This window comes from Streptomyces panaciradicis, assembly GCF_023516615.1.
GTDB classification, from domain to species: domain Bacteria; phylum Actinomycetota; class Actinomycetes; order Streptomycetales; family Streptomycetaceae; genus Streptomyces; species Streptomyces panaciradicis.
On the sequence record NZ_JAMGBF010000076.1, the window covers coordinates 1 to 15,156 of the forward strand.

The window sequence follows — 15,156 nt, forward strand, 5'->3', positions numbered from 1 at the left end:
ACACCCCGGTCGATGTAGTCCTGTACGGAGGCCACATGGAGCCGCAGCCCATGTGCGGCGACCACACGGTCGCGGTAGTCGAGGACCTCGGGGAAGTTGTGCCCGGTGTCCACGTGCAGCAGCGAGAAGGGAACGGCCGCCGGGGCGAAGGCCTTCAGCGCCAGGTGGAGCATGACGATGGAGTCCTTGCCGCCGGAGAACAGGATCACCGGCCGCTCGAACTCACCCGCCACCTCACGGAAGATGTGCGCGGACTCCGATTCCAGGGCGTCCAGATGGGACAGCGCGCCGCTCACACCAGCCCCCGCTCCGCGAGCACCGCGTACACCGCGTCCGCCGACTCCTCGGGCGTCTGGGCCTGCGTCGCCAGCACCAGATCCGGGTCCGCCGGCGGCTCGTACGGGTCGTCGACGCCGGTGAGCCCCGTCAGCCGGCCCGCGGCCTGCCGGGCGTACAGCCCCTTCACGTCCCGCTCGCCGCACACCTCGACCGGCGTGGCGACATGCACCTCGACGTACGGCGTCGCGCTGGCCTCGTGCCGCTTGCGGACCGCCTCCCGGCTGTCGGCGTACGGGGCGATCACGGGGACCACGGACAGCACGCCGTTGCGGGCCAGGACCTCGGAGACCAGGCCGATGCGCTGCACGTTCGTGTTGCGGTCCGCTCTGGAGAAGCCGAGGCCCGCCGAGAGGAAGCGGCGTATCTCGTCGCCGTCGAGGATCTCCACGCGATGACCCTCGGCCGCCAGGCGTGCCCCGAGGTGGCGGGCGATGGTCGTCTTGCCCGCGCTCGGCAGTCCGGTGAGCCAGACGGTGGCTCCCCGAGCCCTGGGTCCTGGCGTGGTGGTCATGCGCAACAGTCCTCTTCCTCGGCCTAGCGGTCGGCTCGCCGAACGCTAGGTAAGAAACTTGAGAAGAGGGACAGAGGAAGCTGAGGGTTCCGTGAGGGGCGGAAGGTGTGGCTGAGGTCATAGCAGGCCGCGGGCGGCCAGGTGCCGCCTCACACCCCCGCGAACACCGCCCCCGCGTCCCTGAGCCGCTCGTGCAGCTCCCGGAACACCGCGGCCGAGCGCGCCCCCGGCCAGTCCTCCGGCAGCAGCCGGGCCGGGAGACCGGGGTCGACGTAGGGCAGATGGCGCCAGGAGTCGAGAACCAGGAGGTAGTCGCGGTAGGCGTCCTCGGGCGGGGTGTCCGCGCGCCTCCGCCACTCCTGGAGCACCGGCTCGTGGCGGTCCAGGAAGACCTCGTGCTCCTTGGCGATGGCGGCCAGGTCCCACCAGCGGGCGACCGCCTCGACGGTGGGGGCGAAGCCGAGGTGCTCGCCGCGGAAGAGGTCGACGTACGGGTCGAGGTGCAGCCGGCGCAGGGTGTGCTCGGTCTCCTCGTACAGCCGCGCGGGCGCGATCCACACGCCGGGCGCCGCCGTCCCGAAGCCGAGCGCGGCCAGCCGGGAGCGCAGCACGTGCCGCTTCTGCCGCTCCGACTCCGGCACGGAGAACACCGCGAGCACCCAGCCCTCGCCCTCGGGTGCGGCGGTGGCGTACACGCGCCGGTCGCCGTCGTCGAGCAACTGGCGGGCGTCCGGCGACAGTTCGTACCCGGCGGCGCCCTGCGCCGTGCGGGCGGGCAGCAGCAGCCCGCGGCGTTTGAGGCGGGACACCGACGACCGTACGGAGGGCGCGTCCACGCCGACCGCGGCCAGCAGCCGGATCAGCTCGGCGACGGGCACGGGGCCCGGCACGAAGCGGCCGTAGGCGCCGTAGAGCGTGACGATGAGAGACCGTGGTGCATGCTGGTCGGACACGTTGATCATCTTAGGTCGTCGGCATCACTGCTGGTCACTTTCGGTGCGCAGTTTGAACCGCTGGAGCTTTCCGGTCGCGGTGCGCGGCAGGGCGTCAGCGAAGTGGATCTCGCGCGGGCATTTGTAGGGCGCCAGTTCGGACTTGACGAAGGCGCGCAGCGCCTCGGCGTCCCGGGCGGCGCCCTCCTTGAGGACGACATGGGCGACGGCGACCTGCCCGCGGGCCTCGTCGGGGCGCCCGACGACCGCGGCCTCGACCACGTCCGGGTGGCGCAGCAGGGCGTCCTCGACCTCCGGCCCGGCGATGTTGTACCCGGCCGAGATGATCATGTCGTCGGCGCGGGCGACGTACCGGAGGTAGCCGTCGCCGTCGCGGACGTAGGTGTCGCCCGTGATGTTCCAGCCGCCGCGCACGTACGCCCGCTGCCGCGGGTCGGCGAGGTAGCGGCAGCCGACGGGACCGCGCACGGCGAGCAGGCCCGGCTCCCCGTCGGGCACGGGGTGCCCGTCCTCGTCCTGGACGCGTGCCTGCCATCCCGGCACGGGCACCCCGGTCGTCCCGGGCCGGATGTCCTCGTCGGCGGCGGAGACGAAGATGTGCAGCAGCTCGGTCGCGCCGATGCCGTTGATGATGCGCAGTCCCGTGCGCTCCTGCCAGGCCCGCCAGGTGGCCGCGGGCAGGTTCTCGCCCGCGGACACGCAGCGGCGCAGGGAGGAGACGTCGTGGGCGTCGATCTCCGCGAGCATCGCCCGGTAGGCGGTCGGCGCGGTGAACAGCACCGAGACGCGGTGCGCGGCGACGGCCTCCAGCAGCTGCCGCGGATGGGCCTGTTCCAGCAGCAGGGCGCTCGCGCCGGCGCGCAGCGGGAAGACCACCAGGCCGCCGAGCCCGAAGGTGAAGCCGAGGGGCGGACTGCCGGCGAAGACGTCGTCCGCGGTGGGGCGCAGGACGTGCCGGGAGAAGGTGTCCGCTATCGCCAGGACGTCCCGGTGGAAGTGCATGCACCCCTTCGGGCGGCCGGTCGTGCCCGAGGTGAACGCGATCAGCGCCACGTCGTCGGCGGCCGTGGCGACGGCCGGGTACGGGGTGTCGGGTGCCGGGCGGCGCAGGAGGTCGTCCGGGGTGTCGCCGCCGTACGTGGTGATCCTCAGGCCGGGTATCTCGGCCTTGACCAGGTCGTCGACGGAGCGGACGTCGCACAGGGCGTGCCTGACCTGTGCGATGTCGCAGATCACCGCGAGCTCGTGCGGCCGCTGCTGCGCCAGCACCGTGACCGCCACCCCGCCCGCCTTCAGCACCGCCAGCCAGCAGGCGGCCAGCCAGGGCGTGGTCGGGCCGCGCAGCAGGACGCGGTTGCCGGGGACCACGCCGAGGTCGTCGGTGAGCAGGTGCGCGATCCGGTCGACGCGGGCGCGCAGCTCGCCGTACGTCCAGGACGGGCCGGTGGGGGTGTGGAACGCCGGGCGGGCCGGACCGGGGCCCGTCAGCAGTTCGGCGGCGCAGTTCAGCCGATCGGGGTACCACAGCTCCGGCAGGTCGAAGCGGAGCTCGGGCCATTCCTCGCGGGGCGGAAGGTTGTCGCGCGCGAAGGTGTCGACGTGGGCGGAGTCGGTCATGGAGGTGCGCCCCCTTATGCCGGGTTCGGCGTCCTGGCGGGCTCGTGAATGGAGCGTATCGTGTTGGTGACGACAGTCAATGGAGCGCGATACGGTCGGGGTGGAAACGGCAGAGAGGGGACCGGCGATGCCCGCATTCTCGCTCGAACCGGCACAGATCGCCTGGTGCGGGGAGCTGCGCACGGCCGCCGAGCGGCTGCGCCCGCTGGCCGAGAAGGGCGAACCGGGGCACGTCAACCGCCCGCTCGTCGTCGAACTCGGCAGACTCGGGCTCCTGGACCGGCTGTTCACCTCGGGCGCGCTCGACCTGTGCCTGATGCGCGAGTCCCTCGCTTACAGCTGCACCGAGGCCGAGACGGCGCTCGCGCTGCAGGGCCTGGGCGCCCACCCCGTGCACGCGTACGGCACCCCGGCCCAGCGCGAGCGCTGGCTGCCCCGGGTGTCCGACGGCACGGCGGTGGCGGCGTTCGCGCTGAGCGAGCCGGGGGCCGGCTCCGACGCGGCGGCCCTGACGCTGACCGCGCAGCCCGACGGCAGCGGCGGCTGGCGTCTCCGCGGCGAGAAGTGCTGGATCTCCAACGCCCCCGAGGCCGACTTCTACACCGTCTTCGCCCGCACCACCCCCGGCGCCGGCTCACGCGGCGTGACCGCCTTCCTGGTGCCCGCCGACCGCCCCGGCCTCACCGGCACCGCCCTCGACATGCTCTCCCCGCACCCCATCGGCGCCCTCGACTTCGACGCCGTGCCGGTCACCGCGGACGACATGATCGGCGAGGCGGACGGGGGCTTCCGGGTCGCGATGGGCACCCTCAACCTCTTCCGGCCCAGCGTCGGCGCCTTCGCCGTCGGCATGGCCCAGGCGGCGCTGGACGCGACCCTCGCCCACACCTCCCGCCGGGACGCCTTCGGAGGCAAACTGCGCGACCTGCAGACGGTCGCCCACCGGGTCGCCGAGATGGCCCTGCGCACGGACGCGGCCCGCCTCATGGTGTACGCGGCGGCGTCGGCGTACGACGAAGGGGCCCCGGACGTCCCCCGGCGCGCGGCGATGGCGAAGCTGCTCGCCACCGAGACCGCGCAGTACGTCGTCGACGCCGCGGTCCAGTTGCACGGCGCCCGCGCCCTGCGCCGCGGCCACCTGCTCGAACACCTCTACCGCGAGGTCCGCGCGCCACGTATCTACGAGGGCGCCAGCGAGGTCCAGCGGGACATCATCGCCAAGGAGCTGTACCGGAACCGGGAGGCGCGGTGACCGCGGAACGCATCAACCCCAGTGAGCTGTCCCCGCCGGCCGGCTTCTCCCACGCGGTCGTCGCCACCGGCACCCGGGTCGTCTTCCTGGCCGGCCAGACCGCCCTGGACACCGACGGCAAGGTGGTCGGCGACACCCTCCCCGAACAGTTCGAACGGGCCCTGGGCAACCTGCTGGCCGCCCTCGCGGCCGCCGGCGGCACCCCGTCCGACCTGGCCCGCGTCACCGTCTACGCCACGGACGTCGCCGCCTACCGCGAGCACGCCGGCCGGCTCGGCCGCGTGTGGCGGGACCTGGCGGGCCGGGACTACCCGGCGATGGCGGTCGTCGAGGTCGTACGGCTGTGGGACGAGAAGGCGCTGGTGGAACTCGACGGCTTCGCCGTACTGCCGTAGGCCACGGCGGAGTTCAGGCGGCCACGGCCGGGCGCTCGGCCGGCACGCGGTGCGGGTCGACGACGCGGCCGTCGGCCGTCAGCTCACCCGAGTCGTCGAAGACGATCGCGCCGTCGCAGCGCAGGCTCCAGCCCTGCTCCGGATGGGCCGCCACGATGTGCGCGGCGCGGCTGTCGGAGGAAGGGCACGAAGGCTGGTGGGAACACATGGCGCACCTCCACATCGGCCGGGACCGCTGCGTACGGCCCCGCTGCACAGACCATCCCGCGGACGCGAACCCACCGGAACGCCCCGGCGGGAAGCGTGACAACACCCGGACAACTCCCGGACGGTTCCACGACCCTCGACGCGGACTCGCCACCGAAGGGGTGACGGTCACCGCCCCGGACGGGCCCGGCCGGTACCTAGTGGAAGCCCCACCTTCAGGAGGTCTCCATGTTCGTCCGCCCCGCCATCGGCCTCGCGGCCGGTGCCGCCCTGCTCCTGCTCACCGCCCCCACCACGCCGGCCGCCGCGGACCCGTACGAGACGGTGACCGTCGACCCCACCGGCACCCTCGCCGCCGACGGCACCGTGACGCTCTCCGGCACCTACCGCTGCCTCGGCAACACCGGCCCGGCCTTCGTCAGCTCCTCCGTCAGCCAGGCGAAGCCGGACGTCCGCCAGGGCATCGGCGGCACCAGCGCGGTGTGCGACGGCCAGGAACACCGCTGGCAGAACTCGGGCAAGCCCACGGACGCCCTCGACGCCGGCACCGCGAGCGTCGAGGCCACGGTCATGGAGCTGCGCCCCATGAGCGGCCTGCCCCTGCCCCGCTTCCACGCGGTGCAGCGGCGGGACGTCACCCTGACCCGCGACTGAGAGCGGCCGGCCGGTACCTCGGGGTCACCGGGCGAACCGCCCCCGCTTACCATTGCGCTGTACACGCAGCAGCCCGGACGGTTACCTGGTCGGACCCGTGGAGATGCCCGTGGCCTCGCACCGTCGCTCTCCGAACCACCGTTTACGACTGCTCGTCACCGAGGCCCGGCTGACGCACGAGGCACTCGCCCGGCACGTCAACCGGCTGGCGGCCCTGCGCGGGCAGCCCACCCGGTACGACCGGACCTCGGTCGCGCACTGGCTGGCCGGCACCCGGCCCCGCTCGTTCACCGTGGAGCTGCTCTGCCACGCGCTGAGCGAGCGGCTGGGCCGGCCGGTCACGCCCTTCGACGCCGGATTCCAGACCACCCCGGCACACGGTGGCAGCGCCGCCCCGGACGCCGTCGCCCGCCTCGGCGACCTGGCCGGCGCCGAGACGGACCCGCGCCTGCGGGCCGCGGCACGCGCGGTCCCCTTCCGGCCCGGCGCGCCCCTGCCCGCCGGCCCCGCCGACCGGGCCGCCGCCGACGGCCCGCACGAGCCGGCGGACCTCGCCCTGGAGATCCGGTCCATGCGGGACACCGCCGCCTTCTGCGCCTTCCACCTCGACGCCTTCGGCGGCGGCTACACCCGCACGGTGCTGGCCGGCTACCTCTCCGACGTCGTCACCCCGTGGCTGCGCCGGCGGGGAGAGGAAACCGGCCACCGGGTGCTGTTCGCCGGCGCGGCCCAACTCGCCCACCTCCTCGCCCAGTCCGCCGCCGACATGGGCGCCGAGGGCCAGGCCCAGCAGGCCCACGAAATCTCCCTGGCGCTGGCCGCCCACGCCGGCGACCGGCGGCTGTACGCCATCGGGCTGCGGGCGCTGAGCGGACAGGCGCTGCGCCTGGGCGCCCCCGCCTCGGCCCTGCGGCTGGCCGAGACCGCCGCGGAGACGGTGCCGCGCACGGCCTCGCCAGGCACCCACGCCTACGTGCTGACCCAGTGCGCGCTCGGCCAGGCGATGAGCGGGCTGCCGCGCACGGCGGTACGGACCCTGCTGCGGGCCGAGCGGTGGCTGGAGCGGGCCGACAGCGTCGCGGGCCCGTTCACGCACTACGCCCACGCCGACTTCGCCTACCAGCAGGCCCAAGTGCTGCGCGCGCTGGGCGAGTCCGCCCCGGCGCTGCGCGCCTACGAGCTCTCGCTGCGAGAACGCGAGGCACACCGCAACCGGACGCGGGTGCTCACCCTGGCCGGCACCGCCGAACTGCTCCTCGCGCAGGGCCGGCTGGACGAGGCCTGCGCGCTGTGGCACCGCTGCCTCGACGAGGCTCCCCGCGTCCACTCCCAGCAGGTCACCCAGCGTCTCGCCGGGATCCGCCAGGAACTGCGCCCCTACCGGCGCAGTCCCGCGGTGGCGGAGTTGTGGGCGAGGGTGATATCCGGGGCCGAACGGAGTACCGGCGCGGACGGCGGCCGGTCCGGACGGCCACAGTGGTCCCATGACCGACCCTCTGACGACGGCCGACGTACTGGCAGCCCTGCGTAACCCCGAAGCCACGGGTGCGGCCGGCACCCCGGCGGGCCCTCACGTACCGCCGGCTCCCGACCATCCGTCGCCCTTCACGCGCGGCGGGCAGCAGGCGTGAGGGTCGCCTTTCAGGTGAGCCGACGGCAGGCGTGACGGCAGGCCCTCGCGTGCCGCCGGGGGCCGACCATCCGTCGCTTTTCGCGTGCGGCCCGCGGCAGGCGGGTCCGTCGTCCTTCGCGTGCAGCCCGCGGTGGGTGTGACCGTCATCTTTCAGGCGCAGCCGGCGGCAGGCGCCCCCGCCGGTCCTCGCGTGCCGCCGCAGCAGGCGTGTCGGTGGTCGTTCACGTGCGGCCCGCGGCAGGCGTGCATGCCGTCCCTCGCCTGCCGCCCGCGGCAAGCGTGACCGACGGCTCTCAGGCGCCGACCGCGGCCGCCGTCACGCGCGTACGTCCAGCAGTACCCGTACGGCCACCGGCCGGCGGTCCCCGATCGCGCCCCGCCACACGATGTCGGTGAGCTCGCCGACCAGCCGCATGCCGGGGAACCGGGCGAACAGCGCGGGCAGCGCGGCGGCGGCGACCCGGCGGGCGAGCGGGGCGCCGACGGCGGACGGGGCCGTCAGCCGCGGCCCGAGCAGCTCCTCCAGGACCGGCACGAGGTCCGCGGCCGGCACACGGCCGAGGGTCTGCGGGTGCCGCAGCAGCAGGGCGGCGCCGTAGGCGAGACGGATCGCGGTGGTGCCCGACGCGCCGATCAGCAGCTCGCCCGCCTGCTCCCGCAGTTCGCGGCCGGAGATCGCGCCGCCGTGCCGGGCGCGGACGAGGGCGCCGATCACGTCCTCGGCGGGCAGCTCCGCCTTCGTCCGCAGCGCCTCCTCGACCAGCAGGGCGAACTCCCGCTGCGCGGCCCGCATACCGGGAGTCCGCGCGTGCTCATGGCCGAACAGCCGCCCGGCGAGCTCCATCATGTGCGGCGCGTGGGCGGGTGGCAGTCCGAAGACGTGCGCGCCGACGGTCGCGGTCAGCGGCAGCGCGAAGTCGCCCATGAGGTCGGCGCGTTCGCGCCCGCCCAGTATCTCCAGCCCCTCCCTCACGCACCGGTCGATCGCCTCCGCCCAGACGTCCAGTCCGGCCGGTGCGAAGTACGGCGCCGTCAAATGCCGAAGAACCGCTTGTCGTTGACCATCCCGGTCCAGCACCTGCGTCATGCAGGCAATGGTCGGTGCTGCCGGACGCTCCGGCGCACGCCCCGCCCGGCCGAGTGTGTTGCACGTGTTGAACGTGCCCGTGAAGCGCCAAGGACAAGTGTCGTATCGCACGTCCTGCCATGCGAGGCCCGGTGTGGACGGCGACGCTGGCCGACGGCCTCCCGCCGCACCATGCCGTACAGCCTGACGCCGATACCGAAGCCGTGAGAGTTCGGCTTCATCTCGTACCCGAGCCGCCGGAGTCCGGGCAGGACTCCACCGCACGTACGGTCAGGGCCTCATCGAGGCGGACTGTCACCTCTCCTGCCGAAGTGCGCAACAAGAGACGTCCGCCGGCAATGCCCTGGGAGCCGCCGCAAAAGGTCCCCTCGGGAGTGGCCACCTCGATCCGGGGTTTCGACCTGTCCGGGCCGTACCAGGTCACTGCCACCGTTCCGGCGAGAGCCGTGGCGCACAGCATTGTCAGAACCACACCGCACGACAGCGCCGTCGCCGCGCGCACGGTCTCCCGGTGATCGAGGACGTCCTCGCCCCGGACCAGCACCCCGGGCAGCGTCTGCTGAACTACGGTGACCGCGGGCCTCCCGTGCGCGGCGCGAAGCAGAAGGAGGGCCCCCAGCGCGCCGGTTACCAGCGTCAGCAGCAACAGCCAGCCGACGACCACGTCGTAGGGCGCAGCCAGCTCCCGGATGTCGTCGCGGCCCTTCACCAGGCCGAATCCGACCATGCTCACCAGCAGCGCGGCCAGTCCTGTACGCCATGCCGCCGCCGCTTCACGAACCCTCGCCAGCTCCTGGCGCAGCAGGTGGCGGCGATGCCGGACGGCTGCGCGGTCCGCGAGCGTGGCGGGCGGCCCCGGAGCCGCCTGCCAGTTCACCGGCGAACATCCCGTTGCAGCAGGAGGATCCAGTACGCGCCACAGCCTTCGTCGTCCTCCGGGCGGCCAGGGTGCTCCTCGCTGCAGAGGCACGCGACCTGGACGGAGTACGTGCCACGGGACTGCCTCGGCCACAGTCCGCGGAACCCGGTCAGTGGGTGGATGTACTGGAAGGCATGCATGCAGCGCGGGCAGACGCCGCTGAGCACGAACTCGTGTCGGCCCCCCTCGATCCTCAGCCCGGCCATGTGGTCGGCCGCATAGCCGGGACGCGTGGTCTCCTCGAAGGGATCTGGGGGACCGGACATGGGAACCTCCTGCGCCCAGGGCGCGCGTCGTTCCGCCCGCCTCGAAAGCGATGGTGCCAGGGGGTGAACGCCGGAGCCGTGCGTATGCGTCCGCCTCGTCTGCCATCGACCTCCTCGCAGCCACATCTGCGCAGGTCGAGACGCTTTCGGTCCAAGTCCGGTCGCATTGTGGTCCTCCCTCGCAAAGCTCTCGCTCATACCCGTGGGCCGGAGCATCATGACGATGTGACCGCGCAGCAAGACCGTGCGGCGGGCCGGGGGAGGAGCCAGTGTGATGGGGGAGGCACCTCCCCCGGCCGGGAACGAATCGATCCGACGGGGGCGGCAGTTGACGTCGAACGAGCTGGGCGCATGCGCGGACGGGGAGCATGTGCGACGCCTGCTGGGTCGGGCCGGCGGTGCGGGCGTGACGTACGCGGACAACGTGGTGGTCCCGCTCGGCCCGGACCGGACCGAGCGGGACATGCTGATCGGTGAGCTGGAATCACTCGGTGGAGGGCTGGAGCCCCAACTGCTGGTCCGGGTCAGGCTGGGGCTCGGAACGCTGCTGGCGGCCCGTTGGGCGGAGGCAGGCGACCCGGACGACCGTATGCGCGCCGTCGAACTTCTGCGGGCCGCACGGCGGATGCCGGAGCTGGACGCAGGCGCACGCCGGGAGGCGGCCCGTGATCTGGCCGTTCTGCTGGTGGCCCCGCTGATCGACCTTCCGTCGGCGCAGAGCGGCGCGGCGGTGTTGCCGCCCGGTCTGGCTCGCTACCTCCCATTCGGTCTGCCCGCGGCCGCGGAGGGCATGAACGCGCTCGAAGTGCTGACCGAGGTCGTCGAACTGGGCCGCGAGGTGGCGGGCGGGGACGGTCGGCTGCCGGCCCACATCGAAGCCATCGCGACCATGGTGCCCCTGCTGCGTGTGGCGGAGGACGGAAGCACCGGCGCGCTCGCGGACATCATGGCCGCTCTGCCGGGATTGCTGCCCCCGGACGGTCAACTCGGCGGTCTGGCCCAGGCGCTGCCGCACATGATGAAGGCGTTCGACGCCCTGCCCTCCAGCGAGGACACGGGAGCGGGCCCCGTGGACGCAGCGCGTCCCGTACCTCCCACCGGGCCGCCCGAGGAAACAGATCTTCAGGAGATGGCGCGTTCGCTGGACGCGCCCACGATCCTCACGGAGATCATCAGCCCTGGTTTCGTCACACTCGAAGACCTGCGTGTACTGACCGAGCGGACCGTGGTGGAGGCGCGCTGCGGGGGCGGCCGGGAACTGGCCATCGCGGCCATGTCCCTTCTGGTACTCGGCATGCGCACCGGAGAACAGCACCACTTCGCACAGGCGTTGGAGCTACTGGCCCGACTGCGGGACGCGGCGCATCCCGTCGACTCGGACACCGCGTGGCTGCTCCGGGCCATCGTGCCCGCCGTGCTGGTCGGCTCCCACATGACCGGTCACAGTCTTCAGGACGGGCAGACCGCCGAGGAGCTGGTCGAAGAGGCACTCGGGCCCGGTGGTCTCCTTGCCGCGCAGACCCCCGAGCGGGCCGGTGCCCCAGGCCTGCTGCTCATGAACCGCTGTCTGAAAGCCCAGTTCGCCATCGATCGGGCGCAACGGGAGCGCGACACGGCCGCGTTGAACGAGTACCGCAGTGAACTGCTCGCCCTGGCGGAGCAGGCGGCCGAGGACGGCAGCGAGTGGAGCGGCCTGCCCCGGATCCTCCTGTGCGGCCTCGAAATCGTCCGGGCGTACCTCACCACCGACCTGTCCGCCTTGCGGAGCGCGGTCACCCAGCACACCGCCGCCATGGCATGCACCGGCACACTGCCCTTCGCCCGCCCACTGCTCACCGCGATGGAAGCCCCGCTGCTCGTGCTTGCGACGCACCTCGAGCCGGACCTCGACCGGGTGCGGCGCGCCCTCGACTCGGCGCGGGCCGCGCTGGACGAACCGGCTTCCGTATCCGGTCAGCGCCCTCGAATCCGGCTGGCCATCGCGTTGGCCCTGCGCACCCTGCACGTCGCCGGCGACGGGGACCCCGCTCTCCTCGACGAGGCCATCGCCGAGCTGGAGGCAGCTGTGGCGGACCTGGAAGCCGAGAGCCACGAAACACAGTCCCATGCCGCCGATCTCGTCGTACCCCTGCACGAGCAGTTGGCCACGACCCTCGCGCAGCGTGCCGGTCCAGGCGATCCCGGCCAGGACACCGCCGTACGGGACCGGTTCACCCGCGCTCTCGCCCATGCACGCCTCGCCCTGCGTGCCTCGGTGGACGACGTGCTGCTGCAACTCGGTGCCGAGCACGGTCTACGCGCCGCCCGAGCAGCCGGCAGCCTCGGTGTCCTCGCCGCCGGATGGGCGGTACGTCTCGGTCGGCCCCACGAGGCGGTCTCCTGTCTGGAGGCCGGGCGGGCCCTGGTGCTGCACGCCGCCGCGGTCCGGACCACCATGGCCGACCAGCTGGAGGCGCTCGGCGCGTACGAGACGGCGGCCGAGTGGCGACGGGCCGCGGCCTCCGCAGGTCCCGCGGTGTTCGACGAGGTGCTCAACCCCGATGCCACGGGGGTGCCCCGGCTGCCCAGCGAACTGCGCAGGAAGGCGCTGGAACTGGTGCGCACGACGCCAGGAGCCGCGAAGGCGGCATCAGAGCCGCTGTCCGTGCCGGTCCTCGCCGACGCACTGACCCGCTGCCGAGCCGACGCACTGGTGTACCTGGTGCCGGGTGACGAGGTCGGGGCCGCGCTTCTGCTCCGCCCCGGACTCGGCGTGCACAGCGTGGAGCTGCCCGGGTTGTCCACCGCGCATCGCGGTCCGCTGACAGCGTTCGTGCAGGCCAGGATCGAGATGCGGCGCAGCCAGGGGTCGGACACGGAGGACCCTGATGCGATCCCCGCGGTGCGTCGCCCGGAGAAGAGGCTGGAGCAGTCCCTGGACCGGCTGTGCGACTGGGCCGGCGCGTCGGTGATGGGACCGGTGATGGACGCGCTGGACGTGTGGGAGCGCGCACTGGCCGAGAGCGGCCTGGGACCGAGCGGCACCGATGAGAGTCCGGAGCCCGTCCGGCTGGTGATCGTTCCCTGCGGCGACCTGGGTGTCGTCCCGTGGCAGGCGGCGCGGCTCCCGCTGCCGCGGAGGAGCGTCGATGCCGAGGCGGACCCCTCCGGCATCCCGACGGTCGCTCACCTGTGCGAGCTCGCTGTCGTGACATTCGCCGCATCGGGTTCCGAACTGGTTCACGGGATTCGCCGTTCGAGGCTGCCGATCGCGCAAGGACAGGCGCTGGTGTCGGTCCCCCTGGACGACCTGTACCACGCCGACGACGAGATCCGGGCACTGGCGAAGGCGTACTACAGCAAAGCCCGGATTCTGGACGACGGCACCGGGCACCGCACCGACCTGCCGACGCCGGCCGCCGTACTGGAAGTCCTGGGCGCCGAGTCCTCCGCCGCCGGCACCCGCGCCGCGGTGGTGCACATGGTGTGTCACGGGAAGGCAGGCACCGACCCCACCCGTTCCGCGCTGTACCTCTGGTACGACGAGGGCGCTCCCCCGGAGACGGGTCACCTGTCGGTGACCACTCTGCTGGACACACCGTCGGCGGGGGACCGCGCCGGGCCGCTCGTGGTGCTCAGCGCGTGTGAGACGGATCTGAGCGACACGGACCACGACGAGGCCCTCACCCTCACCACAGCCCTCGTGCATCGGCTGGCCACGGACGTCATCGGCTCCCGCTGGGCGGTGTCCGACCTTGTCACCCCGGCACTGATGACGGTCCTGCACCATCATCTGAACGCGGGCCTGGCCCCGCCCGACGCACTGCGTGCCACGCAGCGCTATGCCCTCACCCCGACCGGCCACCGGTGTCCGGTACCAGGGCTGACCGACCTGGATCCCTTCCTCGCCGAACAGGATTTCAGCGGACCGCTGAACTGGGCCGCCTTCATTCACCAGGGCAACCCCGCCCCCGGCCGACCCGGAGGAAACCCGGTCCATGACGCCTGACCAGTTGATCGCCGTGCTGCACCGCCACTGGGCGCAGACGCTGGCCGAAATGGATGAGCACGAGCGAGCCGAGTTGCTGCGCCGGGTCACCGCGCTCGGCGAGGCCGGGGACCGCGACTCGATCCGGCGCGCCGTGCGGGACGTGGGGCGGATGCTGAGCAGGCTGCCCGCGCACCACCCCGTCGGTGCGGCGCTGCGCGGTGCCCTGCGTTACGCGGATCCGGTCGCCGACCGCGACGCCGTCGTCGACCGGGCCCGGCTGGCCGACCTACTCGGCTTCCTGTCCGGCCCGCCACCGACGGCTGACGAAGTGCTGGAGACCACCCGGCGTCGACTGCTCGACTCGCCGGCCCGGGAAGCGGCGGCGACGCCTGCGACCGTGACGGACGCGGCGCCGGACGACTGCATCCGGCTGCGTCACCCCGAACACGGCTACCGCTACCCCGAGTTCCAGTTCAGTCCCGGTACGGACGAGCTGCGGCCGGTGGTTCGGGAGGTGAACCGGCTGCTGCTCGCGGGGCAGGATCCGTGGGGCGCGGCGGACTGGTGGCTGGGCGACAACGAGTGGCTGAACGGTGCTCCGGCCGATCTCCTGGACGAGGCGCCCCATGAGCTCATCCTCGCCGCTGCCCGAGCCCTGGTGGAGGACGACTGATGGCCGGCCACGCCCCGCCCGAGGGGGCCCGGATGGAGCCGCTGGTCCGGCTGCTGCCCGCCGGCACCGAGGTGTACCGCTGCCACCGGGAGACGCGCCCGGCGGAGTCGTTCAACCCCAGCCGCCAGCACGCCTTCTTCGACGGAGACCGCTTCGGTGCCACGGAACAGGACCCGTTCTCCTATCTGTACGGAGCGCTCGACCCGGTCACTGCCCTGAGCGAGGTGCTGCTGCGGTCCATGCGGTTCGACGGTCCGACCGCCCAGCGTCGCATCCCCTGGGCACGGGCGAGCCAGTACTGCCTGTCGGTGGTGCGCACCACGACGGACCTCGCCCTCGTGGACCTGATGAGCGCGGAGGGTCTCGCCGCGGTGTGGCAGGACGCCTGGCTGGTCGACGCGGAGCGGCACGACTACGCCAAGACCCGCTACTGGGTTCGATTGATCAGGGAACACGCGCCGGACATTCAGGGCCTGTTGTGGCAGTCCAAACGTCACCGGCCGCGCGAGGCACTCCAGTTGTTCGGCGACCGTTGCGGGGAGCGCCCGCTGGAACCCGTTCCGGAACGTACGGTGCGTCTGTGCACGGAGGAGGGCGCGGCCGAGGCCCGGCGGCTGCTGGGCCCGGTCCGCGCGACGGTCTCCGAGCGGGAGCCGGCGGGTGGCTGACGCGGTCGCCGC

The 15,156-nt window shown here is 73.1% G+C and carries 15 protein-coding genes; 7 read left to right on the forward strand and 8 right to left on the reverse strand.

Translation table 11 applies throughout. The features are described from left to right. From M8J74_RS24320 to M8J74_RS24335, 4 genes are all read right to left on the reverse strand, one after another. Window positions 1-296: phosphoadenosine phosphosulfate reductase domain-containing protein (locus M8J74_RS24320; protein ID WP_249838485.1), on the reverse strand; the 296-nt coding region annotated here is incomplete at its 3' end. Continuing rightward, window positions 293-850 carry an adenylyl-sulfate kinase gene (gene cysC / locus M8J74_RS24325; protein WP_249838486.1) on the reverse strand — a complete coding sequence of 186 codons (558 nt, stop codon included), beginning with the start codon at window positions 848-850 and terminating at the stop codon, window positions 293-295. The genes cysC and M8J74_RS24320, both read right to left, overlap by 4 nt. A 149-nt stretch (window positions 851-999) precedes the next feature. Then, window positions 1,000-1,812 carry a PaaX family transcriptional regulator gene (locus M8J74_RS24330; protein ID WP_249838487.1) on the reverse strand — a complete coding sequence of 271 codons (813 nt, stop codon included), beginning with the start codon at window positions 1,810-1,812 and terminating at the stop codon, window positions 1,000-1,002. A 15-nt stretch (window positions 1,813-1,827) separates the two neighbouring features. Then, window positions 1,828-3,420 carry an AMP-binding protein gene (locus M8J74_RS24335; RefSeq protein WP_249838488.1) on the reverse strand — a complete coding sequence of 531 codons (1,593 nt, stop codon included), beginning with the start codon at window positions 3,418-3,420 and terminating at the stop codon, window positions 1,828-1,830. A gap of 127 nt (window positions 3,421-3,547) precedes the next feature. Between M8J74_RS24335 and M8J74_RS24340 the strand changes: the two genes are divergently transcribed. Together M8J74_RS24340 and M8J74_RS24345 are read left to right on the forward strand one after the other, a co-directional pair. Beyond that, on the forward strand, window positions 3,548-4,672 hold the full coding sequence (locus tag M8J74_RS24340) for an acyl-CoA dehydrogenase family protein (RefSeq protein ID WP_249838489.1): 1,125 nt from the start codon (window positions 3,548-3,550) through the stop codon (window positions 4,670-4,672). Continuing rightward, window positions 4,669-5,067 carry a RidA family protein gene (locus tag M8J74_RS24345; RefSeq protein WP_249838490.1) on the forward strand — a complete coding sequence of 133 codons (399 nt, stop codon included), beginning with the start codon at window positions 4,669-4,671 and terminating at the stop codon, window positions 5,065-5,067. Before M8J74_RS24340 ends, M8J74_RS24345 begins: the two co-directional genes overlap by 4 nt. Before the next feature lie 13 nt (window positions 5,068-5,080). On the opposite strand, the gene M8J74_RS24350 is transcribed toward M8J74_RS24345, so the two are convergent. Then, complete coding sequence (locus M8J74_RS24350; protein WP_249838491.1) at window positions 5,081-5,275, reverse strand: DUF5999 family protein; 195 nt, start codon at window positions 5,273-5,275, stop codon at window positions 5,081-5,083. Window positions 5,276-5,502: 227 nt separating this feature from the next. Between M8J74_RS24350 and M8J74_RS24355 the strand changes: the two genes are divergently transcribed. Both M8J74_RS24355 and M8J74_RS24360 read left to right on the forward strand, forming a co-directional pair. Continuing rightward, entirely contained in the window at window positions 5,503-5,928 is a 426-nt protein-coding gene (locus M8J74_RS24355; RefSeq protein WP_249838492.1) for a DUF6299 family protein, read from the forward strand. Window positions 5,929-6,037: 109 nt separating this feature from the next. Continuing rightward, window positions 6,038-7,459, forward strand: coding sequence for an NsdA family TPR-like regulatory protein (locus tag M8J74_RS24360; protein ID WP_249838493.1), 1,422 nt, complete (start codon window positions 6,038-6,040; stop codon window positions 7,457-7,459). 418 nt (window positions 7,460-7,877) lie between these two features. Here the strand turns inward: M8J74_RS24360 and M8J74_RS24365 are convergent, their stop codons facing one another. From M8J74_RS24365 to M8J74_RS24375, 3 genes are all read right to left on the reverse strand, one after another. Further along, complete coding sequence (locus M8J74_RS24365) at window positions 7,878-8,648, reverse strand: cytochrome P450 family protein (protein ID WP_249838494.1); 771 nt, start codon at window positions 8,646-8,648, stop codon at window positions 7,878-7,880. Between the two features lie 217 nt (window positions 8,649-8,865). Beyond that, window positions 8,866-9,525, reverse strand: a complete 660-nt coding sequence (locus M8J74_RS24370) for a hypothetical protein (RefSeq protein WP_249838495.1) — start codon at window positions 9,523-9,525, stop codon at window positions 8,866-8,868. After that, window positions 9,522-9,833: a hypothetical protein gene (locus M8J74_RS24375; protein ID WP_249838496.1), complete on the reverse strand. Its 312-nt coding sequence runs from the start codon at window positions 9,831-9,833 to the stop codon at window positions 9,522-9,524. The genes M8J74_RS24370 and M8J74_RS24375 overlap by 4 nt, the downstream gene beginning before the upstream one ends. Before the next feature lie 406 nt (window positions 9,834-10,239). On the opposite strand from M8J74_RS24375, the gene M8J74_RS44855 reads away from it, so the two are divergent. The 3 genes from M8J74_RS44855 to M8J74_RS24390 are packed head-to-tail and all read left to right on the forward strand — an operon-like array spanning window position 10,240 to window position 15,144. Next, window positions 10,240-13,821 carry a CHAT domain-containing protein gene (locus M8J74_RS44855; RefSeq protein ID WP_249838497.1) on the forward strand — a complete coding sequence of 1,194 codons (3,582 nt, stop codon included), beginning with the start codon at window positions 10,240-10,242 and terminating at the stop codon, window positions 13,819-13,821. After that, on the forward strand, window positions 13,811-14,476 hold the full coding sequence (locus M8J74_RS24385; RefSeq protein ID WP_249838498.1) for a hypothetical protein: 666 nt from the start codon (window positions 13,811-13,813) through the stop codon (window positions 14,474-14,476). The genes M8J74_RS44855 and M8J74_RS24385 overlap by 11 nt, the downstream gene beginning before the upstream one ends. Further along, window positions 14,476-15,144: an RES family NAD+ phosphorylase gene (locus M8J74_RS24390; RefSeq protein WP_249838499.1), complete on the forward strand. Its 669-nt coding sequence runs from the start codon at window positions 14,476-14,478 to the stop codon at window positions 15,142-15,144. Before M8J74_RS24385 ends, M8J74_RS24390 begins: the two co-directional genes overlap by 1 nt. The last annotated feature ends 12 nt before the right edge of the window (window positions 15,145-15,156 follow it).

What these genes read in the sequence shown, in the direction of transcription:
- cysC (WP_249838486.1), bottom strand. Translation starts at nt 850, where the DNA reads ATGACCACCACGCCAGGACCCAGGGCTCGGGGAGCCACCGTCTGGCTC.
- M8J74_RS24330 (WP_249838487.1), bottom strand. Translation starts at nt 1,812, where the DNA reads ATGATCAACGTGTCCGACCAGCATGCACCACGGTCTCTCATCGTCACG.
- M8J74_RS24335 (WP_249838488.1), bottom strand. Translation starts at nt 3,420, where the DNA reads ATGACCGACTCCGCCCACGTCGACACCTTCGCGCGCGACAACCTTCCG.
- M8J74_RS24340 (WP_249838489.1), top strand. Translation starts at nt 3,548, where the DNA reads ATGCCCGCATTCTCGCTCGAACCGGCACAGATCGCCTGGTGCGGGGAG.
- M8J74_RS24350 (WP_249838491.1), bottom strand. Translation starts at nt 5,275, where the DNA reads ATGTGTTCCCACCAGCCTTCGTGCCCTTCCTCCGACAGCCGCGCCGCG.
- M8J74_RS24355 (WP_249838492.1), top strand. Translation starts at nt 5,503, where the DNA reads ATGTTCGTCCGCCCCGCCATCGGCCTCGCGGCCGGTGCCGCCCTGCTC.
- M8J74_RS24365 (WP_249838494.1), bottom strand. Translation starts at nt 8,648, where the DNA reads ATGACGCAGGTGCTGGACCGGGATGGTCAACGACAAGCGGTTCTTCGG.
- M8J74_RS24375 (WP_249838496.1), bottom strand. Translation starts at nt 9,833, where the DNA reads ATGTCCGGTCCCCCAGATCCCTTCGAGGAGACCACGCGTCCCGGCTAT.
- M8J74_RS24385 (WP_249838498.1), top strand. Translation starts at nt 13,811, where the DNA reads ATGACGCCTGACCAGTTGATCGCCGTGCTGCACCGCCACTGGGCGCAG.
- M8J74_RS24390 (WP_249838499.1), top strand. Translation starts at nt 14,476, where the DNA reads ATGGCCGGCCACGCCCCGCCCGAGGGGGCCCGGATGGAGCCGCTGGTC.